Annotated in this window: 24 protein-coding genes and 1 tRNA gene; 14 read left to right on the plus strand and 11 right to left on the minus strand. The window is 72.7% G+C overall.

Features of this window, described 5'->3' with window-relative positions; translation table 11 throughout:
• Position 1: 1 nt before the first annotated feature.
• Genes LHA35_RS08865 through LHA35_RS08875 form a run of 3 tightly spaced genes read right to left on the minus strand, consistent with a single transcriptional unit; the run spans position 2 to position 1,925 of the window.
• A complete protein-coding gene (locus tag LHA35_RS08865; protein ID WP_226607180.1) occupies positions 2-1,153 on the minus strand; it encodes a beta-ketoacyl-ACP synthase in 1,152 nt (383 codons plus the stop codon).
• A 4-nt stretch (positions 1,154-1,157) separates the two neighbouring features.
• A complete protein-coding gene (locus tag LHA35_RS08870) occupies positions 1,158-1,616 on the minus strand; it encodes a 3-hydroxyacyl-ACP dehydratase FabZ family protein (RefSeq protein WP_226607181.1) in 459 nt (152 codons plus the stop codon).
• 9 nt (positions 1,617-1,625) lie between these two features.
• Entirely contained in the window at positions 1,626-1,925 is a 300-nt protein-coding gene (locus tag LHA35_RS08875) for an acyl carrier protein (protein ID WP_226607183.1), read from the minus strand.
• Between the two features lie 219 nt (positions 1,926-2,144).
• Here LHA35_RS08875 and LHA35_RS08880 point away from each other — a divergent pair, with 219 nt between their 5' ends.
• Positions 2,145-2,597: an SgcJ/EcaC family oxidoreductase gene (locus LHA35_RS08880; protein ID WP_226607185.1), complete on the plus strand. Its 453-nt coding sequence runs from the start codon at positions 2,145-2,147 to the stop codon at positions 2,595-2,597.
• 29 nt (positions 2,598-2,626) lie between these two features.
• Here the strand turns inward: LHA35_RS08880 and LHA35_RS08885 are convergent.
• Both LHA35_RS08885 and LHA35_RS08890 read right to left on the minus strand, forming a co-directional pair.
• Positions 2,627-2,712, minus strand: a tRNA-Leu gene (locus LHA35_RS08885).
• 47 nt (positions 2,713-2,759) lie between these two features.
• Positions 2,760-3,161: a cupin domain-containing protein gene (locus tag LHA35_RS08890; RefSeq protein ID WP_226607187.1), complete on the minus strand. Its 402-nt coding sequence runs from the start codon at positions 3,159-3,161 to the stop codon at positions 2,760-2,762.
• A 111-nt stretch (positions 3,162-3,272) separates the two neighbouring features.
• Here LHA35_RS08890 and LHA35_RS08895 point away from each other — a divergent pair, with 111 nt between their 5' ends.
• The 3 genes from LHA35_RS08895 (at position 3,273) to LHA35_RS08905 (ending at position 5,665) form a co-directional block, all read left to right on the plus strand.
• Positions 3,273-3,500 (plus strand): hypothetical protein, encoded by a 228-nt coding sequence (locus tag LHA35_RS08895; RefSeq protein WP_226607190.1) that lies wholly within the window; start codon positions 3,273-3,275, stop codon positions 3,498-3,500.
• 93 nt (positions 3,501-3,593) lie between these two features.
• On the plus strand, positions 3,594-4,322 hold the full coding sequence (otsB, locus tag LHA35_RS08900) for a trehalose-phosphatase (protein WP_226607192.1): 729 nt from the start codon (positions 3,594-3,596) through the stop codon (positions 4,320-4,322).
• Positions 4,319-5,665, plus strand: coding sequence for an alpha,alpha-trehalose-phosphate synthase (UDP-forming) (locus LHA35_RS08905; RefSeq protein WP_226607196.1), 1,347 nt, complete (start codon positions 4,319-4,321; stop codon positions 5,663-5,665). The genes otsB and LHA35_RS08905 overlap by 4 nt, the downstream gene beginning before the upstream one ends.
• Positions 5,666-5,822: 157 nt before the next feature.
• Here the strand turns inward: LHA35_RS08905 and LHA35_RS08910 are convergent, their stop codons facing one another.
• Positions 5,823-6,455 (minus strand): glutathione S-transferase family protein, encoded by a 633-nt coding sequence (locus LHA35_RS08910; RefSeq protein WP_226607197.1) that lies wholly within the window; start codon positions 6,453-6,455, stop codon positions 5,823-5,825.
• Between the two features lie 3 nt (positions 6,456-6,458).
• The gene (locus tag LHA35_RS08915; protein ID WP_226607199.1) at positions 6,459-7,085 is read right to left on the minus strand and encodes a glutathione S-transferase family protein; all 627 of its coding nucleotides are present in this window, start codon (positions 7,083-7,085) and stop codon (positions 6,459-6,461) included.
• A gap of 205 nt (positions 7,086-7,290) precedes the next feature.
• On the opposite strand from LHA35_RS08915, the gene LHA35_RS08920 reads away from it, so the two are divergent.
• From LHA35_RS08920 to LHA35_RS08935, 4 genes are all read left to right on the plus strand, one after another.
• Positions 7,291-7,764 (plus strand): disulfide bond formation protein B, encoded by a 474-nt coding sequence (locus LHA35_RS08920; protein WP_226607201.1) that lies wholly within the window; start codon positions 7,291-7,293, stop codon positions 7,762-7,764.
• A complete protein-coding gene (locus LHA35_RS08925; RefSeq protein WP_226607203.1) occupies positions 7,761-8,330 on the plus strand; it encodes a demethoxyubiquinone hydroxylase family protein in 570 nt (189 codons plus the stop codon). Before LHA35_RS08920 ends, LHA35_RS08925 begins: the two co-directional genes overlap by 4 nt.
• A 72-nt stretch (positions 8,331-8,402) precedes the next feature.
• Positions 8,403-8,870: a YybH family protein gene (locus LHA35_RS08930; RefSeq protein WP_226607205.1), complete on the plus strand. Its 468-nt coding sequence runs from the start codon at positions 8,403-8,405 to the stop codon at positions 8,868-8,870.
• 203 nt (positions 8,871-9,073) lie between these two features.
• Complete coding sequence (locus tag LHA35_RS08935) at positions 9,074-10,039, plus strand: alpha/beta hydrolase (RefSeq protein WP_226607207.1); 966 nt, start codon at positions 9,074-9,076, stop codon at positions 10,037-10,039.
• A gap of 315 nt (positions 10,040-10,354) precedes the next feature.
• Here LHA35_RS08935 and LHA35_RS08940 read toward each other — a convergent pair whose 3' ends face one another.
• Entirely contained in the window at positions 10,355-10,930 is a 576-nt protein-coding gene (locus LHA35_RS08940; RefSeq protein ID WP_226607210.1) for an HNH endonuclease, read from the minus strand.
• A gap of 159 nt (positions 10,931-11,089) precedes the next feature.
• Positions 11,090-11,755, minus strand: a complete 666-nt coding sequence (locus LHA35_RS08945; protein WP_226607213.1) for an alpha/beta hydrolase — start codon at positions 11,753-11,755, stop codon at positions 11,090-11,092.
• A gap of 44 nt (positions 11,756-11,799) precedes the next feature.
• Here LHA35_RS08945 and gluQRS point away from each other — a divergent pair, with 44 nt between their 5' ends.
• Entirely contained in the window at positions 11,800-12,684 is an 885-nt protein-coding gene (gene gluQRS, locus LHA35_RS08950; RefSeq protein WP_226607215.1) for a tRNA glutamyl-Q(34) synthetase GluQRS, read from the plus strand.
• A gap of 225 nt (positions 12,685-12,909) precedes the next feature.
• Here gluQRS and LHA35_RS08955 read toward each other — a convergent pair whose 3' ends face one another.
• Positions 12,910-13,830, minus strand: coding sequence for a calcium-binding protein (locus LHA35_RS08955; protein ID WP_226607218.1), 921 nt, complete (start codon positions 13,828-13,830; stop codon positions 12,910-12,912).
• A gap of 332 nt (positions 13,831-14,162) precedes the next feature.
• Positions 14,163-14,993, minus strand: coding sequence for a pantoate--beta-alanine ligase (gene panC / locus LHA35_RS08960; RefSeq protein WP_226607221.1), 831 nt, complete (start codon positions 14,991-14,993; stop codon positions 14,163-14,165).
• A gap of 64 nt (positions 14,994-15,057) precedes the next feature.
• Between panC and LHA35_RS08965 the strand changes: the two genes are divergently transcribed.
• The 5 genes from LHA35_RS08965 (at position 15,058) to LHA35_RS08985 (ending at position 20,876) form a co-directional block, all read left to right on the plus strand.
• Positions 15,058-16,254: a class I SAM-dependent rRNA methyltransferase gene (locus tag LHA35_RS08965; protein ID WP_226607223.1), complete on the plus strand. Its 1,197-nt coding sequence runs from the start codon at positions 15,058-15,060 to the stop codon at positions 16,252-16,254.
• A complete protein-coding gene (locus tag LHA35_RS08970) occupies positions 16,251-16,640 on the plus strand; it encodes a DUF3293 domain-containing protein (RefSeq protein ID WP_226607226.1) in 390 nt (129 codons plus the stop codon). Before LHA35_RS08965 ends, LHA35_RS08970 begins: the two co-directional genes overlap by 4 nt.
• A 220-nt stretch (positions 16,641-16,860) precedes the next feature.
• Positions 16,861-17,949: a mandelate racemase/muconate lactonizing enzyme family protein gene (locus LHA35_RS08975; RefSeq protein WP_226607229.1), complete on the plus strand. Its 1,089-nt coding sequence runs from the start codon at positions 16,861-16,863 to the stop codon at positions 17,947-17,949.
• A gap of 118 nt (positions 17,950-18,067) precedes the next feature.
• Positions 18,068-19,525 carry an amidase gene (locus LHA35_RS08980; RefSeq protein WP_226607232.1) on the plus strand — a complete coding sequence of 486 codons (1,458 nt, stop codon included), beginning with the start codon at positions 18,068-18,070 and terminating at the stop codon, positions 19,523-19,525.
• A gap of 328 nt (positions 19,526-19,853) precedes the next feature.
• Entirely contained in the window at positions 19,854-20,876 is a 1,023-nt protein-coding gene (locus LHA35_RS08985; protein ID WP_226607235.1) for a calcium-binding protein, read from the plus strand.
• The last annotated feature ends 14 nt before the right edge of the window (positions 20,877-20,890 follow it).

Raw genomic sequence — 20,890 nt, forward strand, 5'->3', positions numbered from 1 at the left:
GTCAGATGGCCTCCATCAGGGCCAGGGCCTCGCCGCGCCAGGCGCCGAAGCCGGTGACCAGGGCCTGCGGCGCCTCGCCGGCCTGCACCGCCAGAGCGCCAAGCGCCAGATTGGCCGGGAAGGCGGCTTCCACCGCATGGCCGATCAGGTCCGCCGTCTGCCGCACCGGGCCCTGCGCCGGCCCGGCCTCCCGCAGGCCGGCGAGGAAGCCGGCCTCCGCCCCGGTCGGCACCGCGGCGCCGGTCGCGCCGGAGATCACGGCATAGCCTGGCCTGAGCGGCAGGCCCTGCGCCAGCGCCGCCGCGGCGGCCTCGGCACTGTCCGCGCCGCGCCGGCGGGCAGCCGCGGTCCGCACCGGGCCGAGCCGGGCGATCCCCGTCGCGCCACGCGCCCTGGCATGGCTCTCGGTCTCCAGCACCAGGAAGGCCGCGGCGCTGCCGGTAACGAGCCCGCCGCCCGCGGCCTGCCGCGCCGCGACCGGCGCCCAGGGGCCGCGCCAGAGCTGGCCGGAGGCGGCATAGAGCAGCAGCATGTCCCAGCGCCCGGCGACATAGGCGCCGCCGACCAGGGCGATGTGCGCGCCCCCCTTGGCTCGCCCCTCGGTCAGCCGCGCCGCCGCGATCCGCACCGCATCCGCCGCCGCGCTCTCCTCCCCCATGAAGGTGCGGGAGGAGCCGGTGACGCCATGCACGATGGAGATGTTGCCGGCCAGCAGGTTGGAGAGCTGGGCGAGGAACAGGGTCGGGCGCAGGCCGCCCGCCAGCCGCTCGTTCAGCAGCCTGGCCCCCTCTTCGGGCGGCAGCGCTGCGATCTCGGCGCAGATCGCCTCGTCCAGCGCCGTGTCGCGCTCGCCGCCGCCGGCCGCGACGATCAGGTGCATGTCGGAGACCAGGCCGCGCGCGCCCGCATGGTCGATGGCGAGGCCGGCGGCATAGGTGCCGAGGCGCTGCCAGGGCTCCATCTGCCGCTGGTCGCCCTTCTTCGGGATCTGCCGGTCGAGGTCCAGCGCGGGCAGTGGGTGGATGGGGAAGGGCGCGAAGCCCGCTTCATCCACCACGGGCTGGCCGCCGGCCAGCGCCGCGCGGTGCGCCTCCGGTCCCTCGCCCAGCGAGGAGACGAGGCCGATGCCGGTGATCCAGACCTGGTCCGTCATGTCTTCAGTGTCCGGGAAGGCCGATCCGCCCGGCTTGGGCGCGCATCTCCGCCTCCAGCTCCGGGGCGGGGAAGGGGAGGGTGCGGAAGGTCAGCTCGGCATCGCAGATGCGCTTGCCGTCCGCCGTGATGCCGGCCTTGGTGACGGCATAGCCGGAACCGTCATGCTCCAGCCGCGCCGAGACCTCCAGCCGCGTCTCCGGGGTGACGAAGCTGCGGAACTTCGCCTCCTTCACGGAGGAGAGGAAGGGCATGCGGGCGAAGCCGAAGCGGTGCAGCAGCAGGTAGCCGGAGGCCTGGGCCATGGTCTCGACCAGCAGGACGCCCGGCACCAGCGGGTGGCCGGGGAAATGTCCCGCGAAGACCGGGCTTTCCCCGGCGGCGGGGACGATCGCCTCGGCGGCGATCGCCTCGGGATCGACCGAGAGCACCCGGTCGATCATCTGGAAGTATTCGAGGCGCACGGCCCGGTATCAGCCGCCGGCGGCCCCGGGGGATGCCTTCGCCGCCACCAGCTCCTCGATCCGCATCGCCAGGTTCTTCATGACGAAATACTGCTCGGCCGGGGCCTCGCCATTGTTGACCTCCTGCGTCCAGGCCTCGACCGGGACCTTAATGCCGAAGGCCTTGTCGATGGCGAAGACGATGTCGAGGAAGTCCAGGCTGTCGATGCCCAGATCATTGATCACATGGCTGTCCGGCGTGATGTTCTCGCGGGGGACGTCGGACGTCTCCGCGATGATGTCGGCGATGCGGTCGAACGCCGATGCCATGGCGAATCTCCGGGGTGAACGGTGAGAGGCGGGTCTTTCGCCCGAACCGGGGCGCTTGTCCAGCGCCGGTACGACCGGGGCGGGAGACGCATCGGGGCCGGTCCCGGCCGCCCCTGGCCCGGGTGCGGCGGGGCCCGGCTGCGGCCCGCGCCGCCCGTCCTTGTGTCCGCTCCCCTGCACCCGGATCTGGCACCAAGGCATGGTCGAGGGAGGCATCCCATGCCACGCCGCAGACTGTTCCTGGCAGCGCTGGTCCCGTTCGCGCTGCCCGCCGCCGGGCAGCCGGCCGATCCCGCCGGGCTGCTGCGGGCCTGGGCGGAGGCCTATGCCAGCAACGACGGTCCGCGCTGCGCGGCGCTCTATACGGAGGATGCCCGGCTCTGGGGCAGCACCAGCCGGGAGCAGACCGTCGGTCGCGCCGCGATCGCCGCCTATTTCGGCCGCGTCCGGCCGGGGGCGACCGCCATCTCCGTCAGCTTCGGCGAGCATGCGGTGCGGGAGGTAGCGCAGGGCGTCGCCCTTGCCTCCGGCCACTATAGCTTCCGCCGGCAGCGGGCGGACGGGACCGAGGCGCAGGAGCCGTCGCGGTTCAGCATGGCCATGCTGCGCGGGGCGGATGGCGCCTGGCGAATCGCCGACCATCATTCCTCGCGCCTGCCGCCGGAGCGCTGATCGAGGTTTCCATCCGGCAGATGCGGCGGTGGTGCCCCCGGGGAGATTCGAACTCCCACACCCTCTCGGGCGAGCGATTTTGAGTCGCCTGCGTCTACCGTTCCGCCACAGGGGCCACGGCGCCTGATCTAGCCCGTGGCCTGCCGGGGGTCCAGCACCCCGTCACTCCGCCGAATGGGTCTCGAACTCGGCCGGGGCGGTGATCTCGACCAGTTCCAGATCGTCCGAGTGCTCGATCTCCCGGTGCTTCACCCGCGGCGCCTGGTAGACGCAGTCGCCCGGTTTCAGCAGCACCTCGCCGATATCCTCGTATTCGAACCGCACCCAGCCCTTCAGGATGAAGACCATCTGGAAGGTCAGTTCATGCCAGTGCCAGTGCGGCTGGGCATGGGTCCCGGGCACGGCGCGGATGACATTGGCCCCGTAGCTGCCGCCCGTGGCCTCCGCGATGCCGAGGTCGCGATAGGCGAAGAAGGCCCGGAGGCCGGCATCGAAGCTTGCCCCCTCGGCATGGCGGACCGTGGTGCGGGTGCCGGCAGCCGGCAGTGGGGAATCGTCGGGCATGGTCGGCCTCCCTTTTTCGTGTGCGTTCTTCACGGATGCGTGTATTGTCTGCCGCGAGCCGCCCTGCCGGGCGGCCGCTTCGCCCGACCCCACTCTGAAGGGAAGCCGCGCATGCGGGAAGCCTCCCGGCAGCAGGCGCGCGCCGAGCAGCGCGCCCTGGCCGCCGCCGTGATCTGGATGCTGCTGGTGCAGATCGCCTGCGTTGTCCTGTGGGACTCCGGGTTCTTCGGCCGCCAGGCGGCGCTGGTGCACTGGCTGATCGTCGGCGTCCTGCCGCCCGCCTTCGCCCTTTGGGGCCTGCGCCACCCCGAGCCGGCCAGGGCCCGGCGGCCACAGTAGCAGACCTCGCGCCCTCGCGACGCAACGCCGGCGGCTTCATGGGCTTGTCTAGGGGGCATGGCCGGATCCTTTCTCCTGCCGCCGCCCCCTGGCGTGCCCGGTCTGGGCCCCATCGGGCGTGCGGCGCTGCTCCTCGACTTCGATGGCACCCTGGTGGAGATCGCCGCACGGCCGGATGCCGTGCGCGTGCCTCCCGAGCTGCCGGGCCTTCTGCACCGGCTGGCCGATGAGCTCTCCGGCGCGCTGGCCGTCGTCAGCGGCCGGCCGCTGCGCGACCTCGACCACTTCCTGCCGGTGCCGATCGCCATGGCGGGCGACCACGGCGCCTCGCTCCGCCCCGACCCGCTGGCGCCCGCCCTCGATCCCCGCCTCCCGCACGCGCCCGCCGCCTGGCGCGCGCGTGCCGCCGAGCTGGCCGGGCGCCACCCCGGCGCGCTGATCGAGGACAAGGAGCACGGCTTCGTCTTCCACTACCGCCAGGCGCCCGATGCGGGGCCGGAGGCGCAGGCGCTGCTCGCCTCCCTGATCGCCGAGAACCCCGAGGCCTTCACCCTGCTGGAGGCGCGCATGGCCTGGGAGGTGCGGCCGCGCGGCGCCTCCAAGGGCACCGCGGTCAGCGCCCTGATGGCCCGCCCACCCTTCGAGGGGCGGGTGCCGGTCTTCATCGGCGATGACGTGACCGATGAGGAAGGGATGGAGGTGGCCCGCCGCCTCGGCGGCCACGGCCTCAGGCTGCAGGATGCCTTCGGCAGCCCCGCCGTGTTGCGGGACTGGCTGGCCCAGGCCGCCGCCCCGCCCGGACCCGCCGGCACCACCCCGTGAACCGCCTGGTCATCGTCGCCAACCGCGTCCCCAACCCCGGGGAGCGCGGCGCCACAGCGGGCGGCCTCGCCGTCGCGCTGAAGGACGCCCTGGCCAAGCGCGAGGCCCTGTGGTTCGGCTGGTCCGGCCAGATCGCCGAGGCGACCGCGGCCGATCCGGTGGAGACGCGGATCGGCCGGATCACCTACGCCACCCTCGACCTGGGGCGGGAGGATCACCGGCGCTACTACCTCGGCTTCTCCAATGGCTCGCTCTGGCCGACCCTGCATTACCGGCTCGGGCTCGCGGTCTTCGCGCGGGAGGACCATGCCGGCTACCGCGCGGTGAACGCTGCCTTCGCCGCGGCGCTGGCGCCCATGCTGCGGCCGGACGACACGATCTGGGCGCATGACTTCCACCTCTTCCCGGTGGGGGCGGCGCTGCGCGCGCTGGGCTGCCGGCAGCGGATCGGCTTTTTCCTGCATGTGCCCTTCCCGCCGGCCGGGCTGTTCTGCGCCCTGCCGCGGGCGGCGGAATTGCTGACCGATCTTGCGGCCTATGACGTGATCGGCGTGCAGACCGAGGACGACGCCGTCAACCTCCGCGCGGCCCTGGCCGGGGTGGGGCAGGAGGAAGCCGCGGCACGCGTCCATGCCTTCCCGATCGGCATCGAGGCGGAGGCCTTCACCACCCTGGCGGAGAAGGCCATCGGCAAGCGGGAGACGGAGCGCTTCCGCCAGTCCCTGGTGGACCGCGCGCTGATCATCGGCGTCGACCGCCTGGACTACACCAAGGGCCTGCCGCAGCGCTTCTGCGGCTATGGCCAGTTGCTGGCGCGCTTCAAGACGCACCGGTCGAAGGTCACCTACCTGCAGGTCGCCCCCGTCTCCCGCGGCGACGTGGCGCAGTACCGTGCCCTGCGGCGGGAACTCGACGAGTGGGTCGGCCGCATCAACGGCCAGCATGCCGAGCCGGACTGGGCGCCGCTGCGCTACATGACGCGGGCGGTGGCGCGGCCGGTGCTGGCCGGCTTCATGCGCATGGCGCGCGTCGGGCTGGTGACCCCGCTGCGCGACGGCATGAACCTGGTGGCGAAGGAATATGTCGCGGCGCAGGATCCGGAGGATCCCGGCGTGCTCGTGCTGTCGCGCTTCGCCGGCGCCGTCGCGCAATTGCCCGGCGCGCTGCTGGTGAACCCGCTCGATCCGGACGAGATCGCCGAGGCGCTGGACCAGGCGCTGACCATGAAGCCGGCGGAGCGGAAGGCGCGCTGGGAGGAGTGCATCGTCTCCGTGCGCCGGGATGGCGCGCGGGCCTGGTGCCGGGAATTCCTCAGCCGGCTGGAGGGGGCGAACGACGCGTGATGGTTGGGGGGCCTTGCCCCCCAAGCCCCCCACCAGGCCAGAACCTGGCCTGGACCGGTCGGAGTTCGGCTGGCACCGGAGATGGAGACGCGGGCCAGCTTCGAAGAATGGGTGCAGGCTCCCCAATGCCGCAGGCGCAGCGGGGAGAGGCGGTGCCTCAGCTCAGCGGCACCGCCACATGCTTCGCATAGGCCGGCCGCGCCAGCAGCCGCTCATACCAGCCCCGCAGCCGCGGCAGGTCCGGCCGCTCGATCGGCAGCGCGAACCAGCGGTGCAGGAAGCCACCGAGGGCCATGTCGGCGATGCTGAACGGCCCTGCGACATGGTCGCGTTCCGCCAGTTGCGCCTCGATGATGCGCCACAGCCGCTCGGCGGCATCGCGCGCCTTCGCGCAGGCGGCCATGTCGCGCTCGGCCTCCGGCGTCCTGACCAGCGTCCAGAAGATCACCCGCATCGGCTCGTTGAGCGAGGCGAGCGTCCAGTCCATCCAGCGCTCGACATCGGCGCGGGCCTCGGGCGCCTCCGGGTAGAAGGTGTTGCCGCCCGGCTGGGTGCGGCAGAGATAGCGGAGGATCGCGTGGCTCTCCCACAGGGTGTAGCCATGCGGCATGACCAGGGTCGGCACGGTCGCATTCGGGTTCATCGCGGCGTAGTCGGCATCCCGCGTGCGGCCGAAGGCGCCGCCGGCATCGATCCGGTCGAAGGGCAGGGCCAGCTCGTCCAGCAGCCACAGCACCTTCATGACATTGACGGAGTTGGCCCGTCCCCAGACGGTCAGCAGCTTCGGCATGGGTCAGACCATCGGCACGGCGACATGCGCCGCATAGCCCGGGTGCTGCGCCTTCAGCCGCTCGTACCAGGCTTCCAGGTTCGGCAGCGCGGCGCGCTGGATGGGCAGGGCGAACCAGCGGTGCAGCCAGGGGCCGAGCGCGATATCGGCCAGCGAGAAGCCGCCCGCGACATAATCCCGCCCCGCCAGCTGCCGGTCGACGATCGTCCAGAGTGCCTCCGCCTCGTCGCGCGCCTTCGCCGCCGCGGCCAGGTCGCGCTGTGCCTCCGGGATGCGGACATAGGTGAAGAAGATCGTCGTCATCGGCCCGTTGAGGCTGGCGAGCTGCCAGTCCATCCAGCGCTCGACATCGGCGCGGGCCCTGGGCGCGGTCGGGTGGATGGGATCGCCCGGCTTCCGGGCCGCCACCAGGTAGCGGAGGATGGAGTTGCTCTCCCACAGGGAATAGCCGTCCGGCTCCTCGATGGTCGGGACCCGGCTGTTCGGGTTCATCGCGAGGTAGAAGGGCTCCTTCGTCTTCCCGTACTCGCCGCCGGCATCGATCCGCTCATGGGGGATCGACAGCTCCTCGCAGAGCCAGAGCACCTTCATCACATTGCTCGAACTGGCGCGGCCCCAGATCTTCAGCATGGCGCATCCCCTTCCGTATCGGGGGCAGCCTAGAGCAGATCGCCGGCGGCCGTGAACGACCGAAGGCGTGAATCTGCTCGGAAAACAAGGAGCTACAGCGGATTGCGTTCAGTTCTGAACGCAATCCGCTGTAGCACCGCCCACGGGCCTGCCCCAACCGGGGCGGCGGGTTGCGCGGGATGGGCCCCCCGGCGCAGAAAGGCGCATGGCTCCGATGCTGATCCTGGCAGCCCTCTCGGCCGCCGCGCCGCTCTTCGCCCGCGCCAGCGAGGACCTCTTCGGCCTCGCCCCCTGCGAGCTCTGCCTGTGGCAGCGCTGGCCCTATTGGGTGGCGGCGGGGCTGGCCCTCGGGGCGGCGCTCTGGCCGCGCGGGCGGGGCTGGCTGGGGCCACTCGCCGTCCTCGCCGTGCTCGCCTCCGGTGCCATCGGCGTCTTCCATTTCGGGGTGGAGCAGGGCTGGTGGCCCTCTCCGCTTGCGGGCTGCCAGGTGCCGCAATCCATGGGCGGCAGCGTCGAGGACATGCTGCGCTCCCTGCAGGCCGCGCCCTCCAAGCCCTGCGACGCGCCGGCCTATCTGATCCCCGGCCTGCCGGTCTCCATGGCGGCGATGAACACCCTCTATGCGCTTGGCCTTTCGGCGCTCGGCCTCATCTGGATGCGCAGAGGAGCAAAGGCATGACCCGCAGGACCGGCCAGAGAATGACGGGCGAGGGACGCCTGCCCGGCGACCCCACCCCGCGCCAGATTGTGGAGCGCGTTATCCGCGTGGACCACGCCGGCGAGTACGGTGCCAAGCGCATCTACCAGGGCCAGCTCGCCGTGCTGCGCGGCACGAAATGGGAAGGGCTGATCCGCCACATGCAGGCGCAGGAGCAGGTGCATCTCGACACATTCTCGAGGCTGATCGCCGAGCGGCGGGTGCGGCCGACGGCGCTGCTGCCGGTCTGGCATGTGGCGGGCTTCGCGCTGGGCGCCGCGACGGCGCTGCTCGGCCACCGCGCCGCCATGGCCTGCACCGTCGCGGTGGAGGAGGCGATCGACGAGCATTATGCGGCGCAGGAACGGGCGCTGGGCGAGGACGAGGCCACGCTGCGCGGCCATGTCGAGCAGTTCCGCGCCGAGGAGCTGGAGCACCGCGACATCGGCCTGGAGCACGAGGCCGAGCAGGCCCCCGCCTACCGGCTGCTGAGCGCCGCGATCAAGGCCGGCTGCAAGGTGGCGATCAAGGTGAGCGAACGGGTGTAGCGGCGCGCGGCGCGGGCTTGACCCGGCTGCCGCTTTCCGCCGGCATGGCATGGCCCAGCAGGACCCCGCGCCATGCCGAATCTCCCCCTTCCGGAAGCCGATGCCGCCACCAGCGCCGCCATCAAGGCCTGGCTGGCCGATTTCGCGGCAAGGGTGCGGGCGGTGGACTATGCCGGCGCCTATCCCTTCTGGCACGACGACATCGTCATCTTCGGCACCTACCAGGAGTTGGTGAAGAGCCGCCAGGCCTGGACCGACAGCCAGTGGGACAATGTCTGGCCACGCACCGCCGACTTCACCTTCGATCTCGACAACACCCTGGTGCTGGCCTCACCGGATGACGCCATGGCGGTGGCCATCACCCCCTGGACCAGCACCGGCTTCCATCCGGACGGCACGCCCTTCCCGCGGCCGGGCCGGGCGACCATCGTCCTGGCAAGGCAGCCGGACGGGCGCTGGGTCGGCGTGCACAGCCACATGTCGCTCGGCAAGGGCGTGCCGCAGGACAGCCACGGCCGGCGGCCGGTGAAGGCGCGGTAGGGCAAGGCGCAGCCGGGCCGACCCGGCCGGGCGGCGTCATCGGGCGGCCCGAACAGCGCCGGACCGCCGGGCGCGCGTCACCCGGCGCGTCGGGCGGGCCCGGCGCGGTGGCGGCCGGCGCCCTCCACCGCCCCGGCGCCGGGTTGCCCGCCGCCGCGGGCCGCGCCACCCTCGCCGCCCAAGAGAGGGGAGGAGGGACGCCGATGCCCGTGGACCCGCAGATCCAGGCGCTGCTCGAGGCCGGCCGCCACCTGCCGCGCACCGAGACGCTCTCCGTGCCCGAGGCCCGGGCGCAGTACGAGGCCCGCATCGCCGCCATGGCGCCACCCGCGAAGGTGGCGCGCGTCGAGGAGCGCGACATCCCCGGCCCGACCGGCGCACCCCTCCGGCTCCGCCTCTACACGCCGGAAGGGCGGGGGCCCTTTCCGCTGCTGGTCTTCTTCCATGGCAGCGGCTTCGTGCTCTGCAGCCTCGAGACGCATGACGGCATCTGCCGCAACCTCTGCGCCGGCGCGGGCTGCGTCGTCGCCTCGGTGGATTACCGGCTGGCGCCGGAGCATCCCTTCCCGGCGGCGCCGGAGGACTGCCTGCTGGCCACCCGCTGGTGCGCGGACCACGCTGCCGAACTCGGCGCCGATCCGGCGCGGGTCGTCATCGGCGGGGGCAGCGCCGGCGGCAACCTGGCCGCGGTAACCGCGCTGCGCCTGCGGGACGAGGGCGGGCCGAAGGTCCTCGGCCAGATGCTGCTCTATCCCGTGACCGACTGGCACACGCCCGGGCACCCCTCCTATGCCGAGAATGCCGAGGGCTATGGCCTGACCCGCGCCACCATGGAGTGGTTCTGGGGCCATTACATGCCCGATCCGGGCGGCACCGTCTCCCATCCGCATGCCGCGCCGATCCATGCCGCGAGCCATGCCGGCCTGCCGCCCGCGCTCGTCACCACCGCCGAATACGACCCGCTGCGCGACGAGGGCGAAGCCTATGCCGAGAGGCTCCGCGCGGCCGGCGTGCCGGTGTCCTGCACGCGCTGGCTGGGGCTGAACCACGGCTTCTATTTCTGGTGCGGCAAGGTGGACCGCGCGACCGCCGCGATGGCGGAGGCGGCCGGCTGGCTGCGGGAGGTCTTCGCGGGAAGGCCGCCGGTATGGCCGACGGTGCACCGGTGACCCGCTCGATCACAGACCACCGAGGAGGCGAAGAGCCGCGCGCACCCCTGCCGCCCCGGCCCGGCTTGTGGCGGGCTGGCATTCCGGTCTGATCTGCACGCCACCCGGGGGCAGCCGGCCGCGGAGCCGGCCCGCGCCTTTACCCGGCCTGGCCAGGGGAGCCGGCGGGGCCGAGTCCTCAAGCAGGCCGCTGCCCAGCCATGATGGCGAGGCAACGGAGCGCGGCCACGGCGGAATGTGGTCAGAACGGAGCGCCGACCGCGATGGGTTGCCATCTACGGAGCAAGGGCATCCGCGTCGCCTCCATGCCCGCCCTCAGCTCTCCAGCTCGGAATCCCAGTACAGGTAGTCCCGCCAGCTCTCATGCAGGTAGTTCGGCGGGAAGGCCCGGCCATTCTCCTGCAGCTCCCAGCTCGTCGGCTGGCGCGGGCTCTGGCGGGGATGCATGTGGCATTCCCGCGGCAGCTTGTTCCCCTTGCGCAGGTTGCAGGGGCCGCAGGCGGTGCAGACATTCTCCCAGGTGGTCCGGCCGCCGCGGCTGCGCGGGATCACGTGGTCGAAGGTCAGGTCGTGGGTCGGCCGCCCCTCGCCGCAATACTGGCATTCGAAGCGGTCACGCAGGAACACGTTGAACCGGGTGAAGGCCGGCCGCCGCGCCGCCGGGATGTATTCCTTCAGCGCGATCACGCTCGGCAGCCGCATGGACAGGGTGGGCGAATGCACCACCGCCTCGTACTCGTTCAGCACGGAAACGCGGTCGAGGAACACGGCCTTCACCGCATCCTGCCAGGACCAGATCGACAACGGGAAATAGGAGAGCGGGCGGAAATCCGCGTTCAGCACGAGGGCCGGGAAGGTCTGGCCACCGATGAAGCTACCGCCGTCAGGCAAGCGCCGCTCCTATCCGGGGCGGTGCCAGCTACCCATGGGGCCCGTAACAAGGTTTGGGCCCCATATCCTGTGGCACCGCCGTGTTCTCCCGCATCCTGCCCCTGCTGGCCGCACCGTGCAAGGCATGCCGCCCGGAGGGGGGCGGTTTTCATGGCTTCGTCATGCGTCCGGCGCCGCACCGAAACCCGCCTGCAGCGTGCGGAGCCCGGCCGCCAGCCCCGCCTCGTCGATCCCATGGGCGAGGCCCGGGCGGTAGATCGCCTCCACCGGCACCCCGGCCTCGCGCAGCGCCGATTCGGCCATGCGCGTCGCCTGCACCGGCACGATGTCATCCGCCTCGCCATGCACCAGCAGCACCGGCGGGCGGCCGGTGATCTCGGCCGCCAGCGCCTCCGGCGCCAGCAGCGCGCCGGAATAGCCGAGGATGGCCGCCGGCGGGGTGGCCCGGCGCAGCCCGGTGAAGAGCGCCATCATGCAGCCCTGGCTGAACCCGGCCAGCGCCAGGGCCGAGCCGGGCAGGCCCAGCCGCGCCAGCTCTGCCTCCAGGAAGGCCTCCAGCCCCTCCCGCGCCGCCCGCGCGCCGGCCGCCATCAAGGCCGGGCGCCGGTCCTGCAGGCTGAACCACTGCCGGCCATAGGGACCCATGTCGCAGGCCTCCGACGCATCGGGCGCCACGAAGGCGGCATGCGGCAGGGCCTCGGCCCAGTGCGGCGCCAGCGCGATCAGGTCCGACCCGTCGGCGCCCAGGCCGTGCAGCAGCACGACCAGTTGCCGGGCGGGGCCGCCCGTCCTGGGGCCGAAGCGCGGTCCGTCGAGTCGTGCCATGCGTCTTGCTCCTGCTGTCCGTCTGCCGCTACGCGCCGGGACCGATGCCAGCAATTGCACGCCTGCGTCACCTGCTGCCGCACCTGCCGCGCGGCGCCGTTACGCGCTTCGCGCCGAGCCCGACCGGCTACCTGCATCTCGGCCACGCCCATTCCGCGCTGTTCGCCGCGGCGCTGGCCGGGGCGGCGGGCGGGCGGTTCCTGCTGCGGCTGGAGGATATCGATAGCACCCGCTGCCGGCCGGACTATGCCGCGGCGATCGGGGAGGACCTCGCCTGGCTCGGCCTCGCCTGGGAGGGCCCGGCGCGGGTCCAGTCCCGGCACATGCCGGACTACCGCCAGGCGCTGGACCGGCTGGCGGCGCGCGGCCTGCTCTATCCCTGCTTCTGCACCCGCGCCGACATCCAGCGGGAGGTGGCGGCCGCCGGCCACGCCCCGCACGGGCCGGACGGGCCGCTCTATCCCGGCACCTGCCGGCGCCTCTCCGCCGCGGCGCGTGTGGACCGCCTGGCGGCCGGCGAGCCCTATGCGCTTCGCCTCGACATGGCGGCGGCGATGGCGGCGGCGCCGCCCGGCCTCTCCTTCCACGAGCTGGGCGAGGGGCGGCTGCGCTGCGATCCCGCGCAATTCGGCGATGTGGTGCTGGCGCGGAAGGACGTACCGGCCAGCTACCATCTCTGCGTCACCCATGACGACGCGCTGCAGGGGGTGACGCTGGTGACTCGCGGCGCCGACCTGAAGCCCGCCACCCATCTCCACCGGCTGCTGCAGGCGCTGCTGGGCTGGCCGGAGCCGGCCTATGCGCACCACCCGCTGCTGCTGGGCCCGGATGGCAGGCGGCTGGCCAAGCGGGATAACGCGCCGACCCTCCGGGCGCTGCGGGAGGCGGGACGCAGCCCGGCAGAGGTCCGCGCGCTCGCGGGCTGGTAGGGCGGATCGCGGGAGGCCGAGAACGGCCGCGGGCGGGACCCTGCCCGAAGGACAAAGACCTGCGGCGGATTGCGCCCAGATCTGCAGGCAATCCGCCGTGGCGCAGATCGTGGGCGGGCCTGAACGGCGGGAGGCTTGGATGCGCCGTGCGAGCCATGGCATGGACCGCCTTCGCCGGGCATTGCCAGAGGGAAGGCGGCCCATGGCGCGGCGCTGGCCGGCCGCTCAGGCCAGGATGAAGTCCGCGGCCCGGAGGTGGTGGATGCCGGACAGTTCGATCTCCCCGGTCGGGCCATCCGGCACCGGGGGCGGCGTGCCATCCTCCGGCGCGCCGCCGATGGGCGCCGCCACGAATTGCACGAGGGTGCGGTCGCCCTCGATCGCGTAGCGCACCTGCAAGGCCCAGCTTGCCACGAAGGGCTGCGTGCCGAGGAAGAGCGGTGCCGCCTGGCCGGCCGCAAGGCTGGCAAAGCCGGTCAGGTCGATCCGGTCCTGGTGTTGCTCGAAGTCGAGGATGACGTCGCGCTGGCCGGGACCGACACCGGTCTCGGCCACGAACTGCCCGGCGTAGGGCCGCCCGAAGGCGAAGACATCCCCCCCGGGGCCGCCCACCAGGGTATCCACGCCGACGCCGCCCACCAGGGTGTCGTTGCCCCGGCCGCCATGCAGCCGGTCGTCCCCGCCGCCGCCCCGCAGCAGGTCGTCGCCCGGGCCGCCATGCAGGAGGTCGGGGCCGTCGGTATTGATCCAGGCATTCGGCACGCGGGAGTAGAGGTAGACCGCGCCGTAGCCCTCGATCGTGTCGTTGCCAGAGCCACCCAGGACGGTGTCGGCCCCGAAGCCCGCCACCACGCTGTCATCGCCCCCGCCGGCGAGGATCAGGTTGTTGCCGACCTTGCCAAGGAAGGCGCCCCGTCCGGACGGGAATTCCGGGGTCTCGCCGGGCGGGGTCGGCCCCCAGGGCGAGACACTGCCCGGCAGGGGCAGGTTGTCGCCCCCGATGGTGTCATCTCCGGCGCCGCCCAGGATGATGTCATCCTCCTCCCCTCCGGAGAGAAAGTCGGCGGCGCCGCGGCCGATCAGCACATCCTGCCCGGCCGTGCCGAGCAGGGTATCCGCGGCCTGCGTGCCCGTGATCCATGCCATGGCGCAAAACTCCGGCGGGACGCGGACGGCCGTGGCGCCCCGCAACGGGCTAAGCCGGCGGCGCGCGATCCGTTGCGACGCGCCGGGACAAACCCCGGCGATGCCGCTGCCGCCCGTTGAGGGTGGCCCGCCACCGCCTCCGGCGCCCTGCCTTTCGGCTCCACGCCGAAGACCAGGACGAGGCCTGCGCCCGGCCCGCCCCGGAGGCCGGTGCCGCCACACCACCCGGCCAACCCCCCGGTGACGCTCCGCCCATGCCGCATCGGCAGTCAGGTCTGCATGCCCTTAACCCGGTCGGGCGCGCCTGGCGGGCAGCGACACATGCCCAGGCTCTACGCCGCCGCAATGTTGTCCAGCAGCCGCACGCTGCCGAGCCGGGCCGCGATGACGAGCCGCCCGGGACCGCGCATGATGGGGCGCAGCGTCTCCGCCTCCACCAGGGCCAGGTAGTCCACCGCGAAGCCCGCCGCCGCCAGCCGCGCGCGGGCCTCCGCCAGCACCGGCTCCGCCATCCGCCCGTCCCGCAGCGTCGCGGCAACCTGCGTCAGCGCCTCGAAGACCAGCGGCGCCTTCGCCCGCTCCTCCGGCGCGAGAAAGCGGTTGCGCGAGGACATCGCCAGCCCATCCGCCTCCCGCACCGTCGGGCAGCCGAGGATGCGCAGCGGCATGTCGAGGTCGCTCGCCATCCGCCGCACCACCTGCAATTGCTGCCAGTCCTTCTCCCCGAACAGCGCCACGCGCGCGCCGGTCTGCAGGAAGAGCTTGGCGCAGACCGTGGCGACGCCGCGGAAATGGCCCGGCCGCGCCGTGCCTTCCCAGCCCTCGGAGGGGCCGGCGACATCGATCACCGTGGCCCGGCCGGGCGGGTACATCACCCCGACGCTCGGCAGCCAGGCCAGGTCGCAGCCTGCCGCCTCCAGCGCCCGCAGGTCGCCCTCCTCGTCCCGCGGATAGCGCGACAGGTCCTCGTTCGGCCCGAATTGCAGCGGGTTGACAAAAATCGAGGCGGCGACCGCCCCGCCCATTGCCGCGGCTTCCCGCCGGGCTGCCCTGACGAGCGAGATATGGCCCTCATGCAGCGCCCCCATGGTGGGGACGAGGGCGATGGGGCCGAGCTTTCCGGTCTCGGCGCGGAGGGTGGGCAGGTCTCGGACGATCCTCATGCCCACGCATCTGCACCGGTCCCGATTGCGCCGCAAGCCGGTTGCGGCGCATACCCCGCCCCCCATGAGCGACACCCAAGCCGCCCGCCCGCTGATCCGCCTGTTGCCCGGCCATGACCGCAGGGTGAAGGCCGGCCACCCCTGGGCCTTCTCGAACGAGATCGCCATGACGCCGGCCGCCCGGGCCCTGCCGCCCGGCGGCGCCGTCCGGCTGGAGGGCGACGATGGCTGGCGCCACGGCACCTGGAGCTTTAACCCGCACAGCCTGATCGCCGCCCGGCTGCTGGACCGCGACCCGGCTGCGGCGCTGGACCTCGATTGGGCGAAGCGCCGCCTCGGCGCCGCCCTCGCGTTGCGGCAGAAGCTCTACGACACCCCCTATTACCGCCTGGTCCATGCCGAGGCGGATGGCCTGCCCGGGCTCGTCATCGACCGCTATGGCGATGCCCTGGCCCTGCAGGCCAACACGGCCGGGATGGAGGTGCTGACGCCCGTGCTGGTCGAGGCGCTGCGCGAACTGGTCTCGCCCCGCCTGATCGTCGCCCGCAACGATGCCGCCGTGCGGAAGCTGGAAGGGCTGGAGGAACGCGTCGCGCCGCTGCTGGGCGAGGATGCGACCGCGCGGGTGGAGGAGGGCGGCCTCGGCTTCTCCGTCGACCTGCTGGGCGGCCAGAAGACCGGCTGGTTCTACGACCAGCGGGAGAACCGCGACCGGGTCGCGCGCCTCGCCCCCGGCGCCACGGTGCTGGATGCCTTCTGCCATACCGGCGGCTTCGGCCTCCGCTGCGCGGCGGCCGGCGCGGCGCGCGTCACGCTGCTGGACCGCAGCGCGCATGCGCTGGACCTCGCCATGGAGACCGCTCGCGCCAATGGCCTGGCGGAGCGCGTCGAGGCCCAGCGGAGCGAGGCGCTGGAGGCGCTGGAGCGGATGGGCGCGGCCGGCACGCGCTTCGACCTGGTGGTCGCCGACCCGCCGGCCTTCGCCAAATCCCGCAAGGACCAGCCCCAGGCGCTGCGCGGCTACGGCAAGCTGGCGCGGCTGGCGGCGCCGCTGGTCGCGCCGGGCGGGTTCCTGTTCATCGCCTCCTGCTCCCACCATGTCGCGCCGGGCGATTTCGCCGATGCGGTGATCTGGGGCATCGGCCGGGCACGGCGAGAGGCGAAGCTGCTCTTCCAGGGCGGCGCCGGCCCCGACCACCCGGTGCATCCGCAATTGCCCGAAAGCGCTTATCTCAAAGCCCTGCTGTTCCAGCTGGCATGAGCGGCTCCCTCGCGGCGGCCTATGCCGCCAGCGCCTATGAGGCAGCGGGCGCCGTCGCGCGGGTGGGCCGGCGCAGCACGGCGGTGGATGCGCTGCTGCGTCGGCTGGGCGCGCGGCAGGGCAGCTTCGTGACGGCCTGGAACCCCTTCAGCCGGCGGATGCCGCGCGGCTGGAACGACCGCATGCAGGCCCGGCTGCGGGGGGCGGCGCGCCGGCTGCCCGCCGCCGAGGGCTGGGGCGGCACGCCCGGGTGGCGGGAGCGGCACCTGCTGCTCGCCGCTGATCCGCGCCGCATTGCGGTGCTCGCGCGGCGCTTCCGGCAGAACGCCATCCTGGCCGTGCAGGCGGGCCGGCCGGCGCGGCTGGTGCTGCTGCGCCGGCTCTGAGGGCCGGCAGGGGAGGGGCGCCGGATCACGCCCGGCGCCCCTGCGCGCGGGCATCGCGGCCTCCAGCAGCGCCGGCTCCGGCCTTGCTGCGGGTTGCGTCCTGTCGGCCCGCCCCGCCGCTGCGGATCGCCGCTGGTGGTCAGGGTCTCGCGCCGGGGCCTTCGCGCCCCTTCTCGATCCGCTGTAGCCTCTCCCCAACAAGCAAGGGGAGGGGAACGCCATGCCACGTCTCGACCGCATCGAGGCCGGCCACTACCGCATCCCGCTGCCGGAGGTGCTGACCGACAGCACCCATGGCGCCATGGCGGATTTCGAGCTGGTCACCTGCCGGGTCCGCGACGCCGATGGCGCCGAAGGCGTCGGCTACACCTACACCGTCGGCCGCAATGGCGGCGCGGTGCACCACATCCTGGCGAGGGAGATCGCCGAACTCGCCGCCGGGCAGGATGCCGAGCGCATCGAGGCGCTCTGGCAGCAAATTTGGTGGGGGCTGCATTATGGCGGCCGCGGCGGCCCTGCGGTGCTGGCGCAATCCGCCTTCGACATCGCGCTCTGGGACCTCAAGGCGAGGCGCGCCGGGGTGGCGCTCTGGCGGCTGCTCGGCGGGCATGACCCGCGCGTGCCCTGCTATGCCGGCGGCATCGACCTCGATCTCTCGGCCGAGGAATTGCTCCGGCAGACGGATGGCAACCTCGCCCGCGGCTTCCGCGCCATCAAGATGAAGGTCGGCCGGCCGCGCCTGTCGGAGGATGTGGCGAAGCTCGCCGCGATGCGCGCGCATCTCGGGGAGGGCTTCCCGCTGATGGTGGACGCGAACATGCGCTGGACGGCGGACGCCGCCATCCGCGCCGCCCGTGCCTTCGCGCCCCATGACCCGTACTGGCTGGAGGAGCCGACCCCGCCCGAGGATGTCGCGGGCCATGCGCGCGTGCTGCGGGAGGGCGGGGTGCCGGTGGCCTCGGGCGAGAATCTCCGCTCGCTCTGGGACTTCCAGGCGCTGATCGCCGCCGGCGGCGTCAGCTTCCCCGAGCCGGACGTGACCAATTGCGGCGGCGTCACCGCCTTCATGAAGATCGCCCACCTGGCCGAGGCCTTCCACCTGCCGGTGACGAGCCATGGCGCGCATGACGTGACGGTGCAGCTGCTCGCCGCCTGCCCGAACCGCTCCTATCTCGAGGCGCATGGCTTCGGCCTCGACCGCTACATCGCCGAGCCGCTGCGGATCGAGGAGGGGATGGCGGTGGCGCCGGACCGGCCGGGCCATGGCATCGGCTTCGACTGGGCGGGGCTGGAGAAGGTGTGGGCCTAGCCTGCGGTCGCCCGGGGCCCGACCACCCGGGGCGTGCTTCGCGGGCGCGGGAATGCCCGATTGCGCCGCGGGACAGGGCGGGCTGCAATCGCGGCGCCGAGCCCGGGGGAGCCGCCGCATGTCCGATGACCTGATCCGCCTGACCGCCACCGAGGCCGTGGCCCGCCTCCGGCGGCGGGAGGTCTCGCCGCTCGAGCTCATCGACGCCGTCGCGCGGCGGATTGCCGAGGTCGAGCCGGCGGTGAACGCCCTGCCCACCCTCTGCCTCGACCGTGCCCGCGCGCATGCGCGGCGCATCCTGGCGCGGGAGGGGGCGGAGCAGGCCGACCATCCCGGCTGGCTCGCCGGCCTGCCCGTCAGCATCAAGGATCTGACGGATGTCGCGGGTGTCCGCACCACCTATGGCTCGCCGATTTTCCGTGACCATGTCCCGGAGAAATCCCACCCCCTGGTCGAGCGGATCGAGCGGATCGAGCGGCTGGGCGGCATCGTCATCGGCAAGTCCAACACGCCGGAATTCGGCGCCGGTGGCTCCACCTTCAACGAGGTCTTCGGCCGCACCCGCAATCCCTGGAACACCTCGCTCACCTGCGCCGGCTCCACGGGCGGCGGCGCGGTCAGCGTCGCCACCGGGGAATGCTGGCTGGCGCATGGCTCGGACCATGGCGGCAGCCTCCGGCGCCCCGCCACCTATTGCGGCGTGGTCGGGCTGCGGCCCTCGCCGGGGCGGGTCACGCGCGGCACGTCGAACAACCTCTTCTCGCCGCTCTCGGTGCAGGGGCCGATGGCGCGCAACATCCCGGACCTCGCGCTCTTCCTCGACACCATGGCCGGCTGGGACCCGCGCGACCCGCTGACCTATGACGCGCCCGCGACGCCCTATGCCCGCGCGGCCGCCGAGGCCCGCCCGCCGCGGCGCATCGCCTACACGACCTTCGGCGGGAGCCTGGCGATCGACCGGGAGACGCGCGACATCTGCGCCGAGGCTGTCCGCCGCTTCGAGGTGGCGGGCTGCGTGGTGGAGGAGATCCCGCTCGATCTCGCTGCGCTGCAGGAAGCCTTCCTGGTGCTGCGAAGCCAGCAATTCGTGGTGGACCGGGAAAAGCAGCTTGAGACCCACCGCGAGCTGATCAAGCCCGATATCGTCTGGAACACCGAGCGCGGGCTCAAGGCGACGCCGAGCCAGCTCGCCTGGGCCGAGCGCGAGCGGGCCGCCTGGTACCGCAGGCTGGCCGCGGTGTTCGACCGCTTCGACATCATCGTCACGCCCGGCGCCGGCACGCCCGCCTTCGACGTCATGCTGCGCCACCCCGAGAGCATCGGCGGCAGGAAGCTGGAGAACTACATGGCGGGGTCGATGTGGAACGCCGCCTTCACCCTCGGCGGCTGCCCGGCCGTCGCAGTGCCCTGCGGCTTCGACCGGTATGGCCGCCCGATCGGGCTGCAGGTCGCCGCCCCGCCGCGGCGCGACGAGGTGGCGCTGGCCGCCGCCGCGGCGTTCGAGCGGATCACCGGCCTTGACCGGCTGCTGCCGATCGATCCGCGCCCCGGCACGGTGCCGCCGCCGGAGGCCTGACGCGTGGGCTGCCGGCCAGGGCCCGCGGCCGCCGCACGGCGGCACGCCACCGCGGGCGCCGGTGGCCAGCGGGGAAAGAGAGGCCATGGCCAGGCGCATCGGCCGCGCCGCCTCCGGCCCGGTTGGAATCGAGGAGCACGGCGCCACCCGTGCCGATGTCGCGCGGCGCTGAACCTGCCCTGCCGGCGCAGCGCGCCTGGCGATAAGATTGCTTGAGAAACTATCCCATAAAGTTCAAATCGCTGCCGATAGTGTGTGGTGATTGAATCGCGTCATGGTTGATAGACGAACTCCGTCATGGCCTGCCGGCAAAACGACGGAGATGCACATGTCGACCACCAAGCTGACCACGTCCCAGAAAACAGCCTTCAGCCCGTCCGACCCGCTACCCGAGACCAGCGCCGATCCCGGCGCCCCGACCATCACCGGCGGCGCGACCGCCACAGCGGATATGACGAATGCCGGCCTCGCCTCCGGTGCCGCCCGGCCCGGCGGGAAACCGGTGCATATCGATGTCCTGCTGGCCGGCTCGAGCGTCCATTTCGGCGACGACCGCACCTATGTGATGGTCTCGGCCGACCAGGCCTGGATCCAGGGTGGCCATGGCGATGACCAGGTGCGCGGCAGTGCCTCCTCCAGCGCCGTGCTCCTCGGCAACGGCAACAATGTCGTGCGGCTCGACGGCCAGGGGAACTGGGTCTGGCTCGGCAGTGGCAGCAATCAGGTCACCCTGACCGGTGAGGGGAATTCCGCCTTCCTGGGCGCCGGCAACAATGCCGTCACGCTCACCGGCGATCTCGGCGCCGTCTTCACCGGGGGCGGCAATGACGTGATCAGCATCACCGGCACCGGCAATTTCGTCATGACCGATGAGGGCGATGACCGGATCGCCATCAGCGGCACGGGAAACATCGTGAATGCCGGCGGCGGCCGGGACACCATTCTCCTCACCGGTGGCAGCTATGCCATGGCCGGCGACGGCGATGATCTGCTGCGTGTCCAGGGCAGCGGCAACACCGTCGATGGCGGCGCGGGCAATGACACCATCCATCTGAGCGGCACCGAACACCGGATCATCCTCAACGCGCCGGGCGACGGCACGGACGAGATCCATGGCAGCATCATCCGGGGCGGCCACCTGCTCGACCTGCGCGATGCCCTGCGCTCGACCGGCTGGGACGGGGATCCGGAGCGGCTGGCCGATTACGTCACGGTCACCCGGCACAAGGGCGATACCCTGCTGTCGATCAACCTGACCGGCCTGGAGGGCGACCCGACCTATGCGATCGCCATCCTCAACGAGGGGCAGGTGAGCTACGAGGCCCTGCTGCCCTACATGGTCTGGGCCTGACCCCGGCCGCGGGC

Source organism: Roseicella aerolata (assembly GCF_020523605.1).
Classification (GTDB): Bacteria; Pseudomonadota; Alphaproteobacteria; order Acetobacterales; family Acetobacteraceae; genus Paracraurococcus; species Paracraurococcus aerolatus.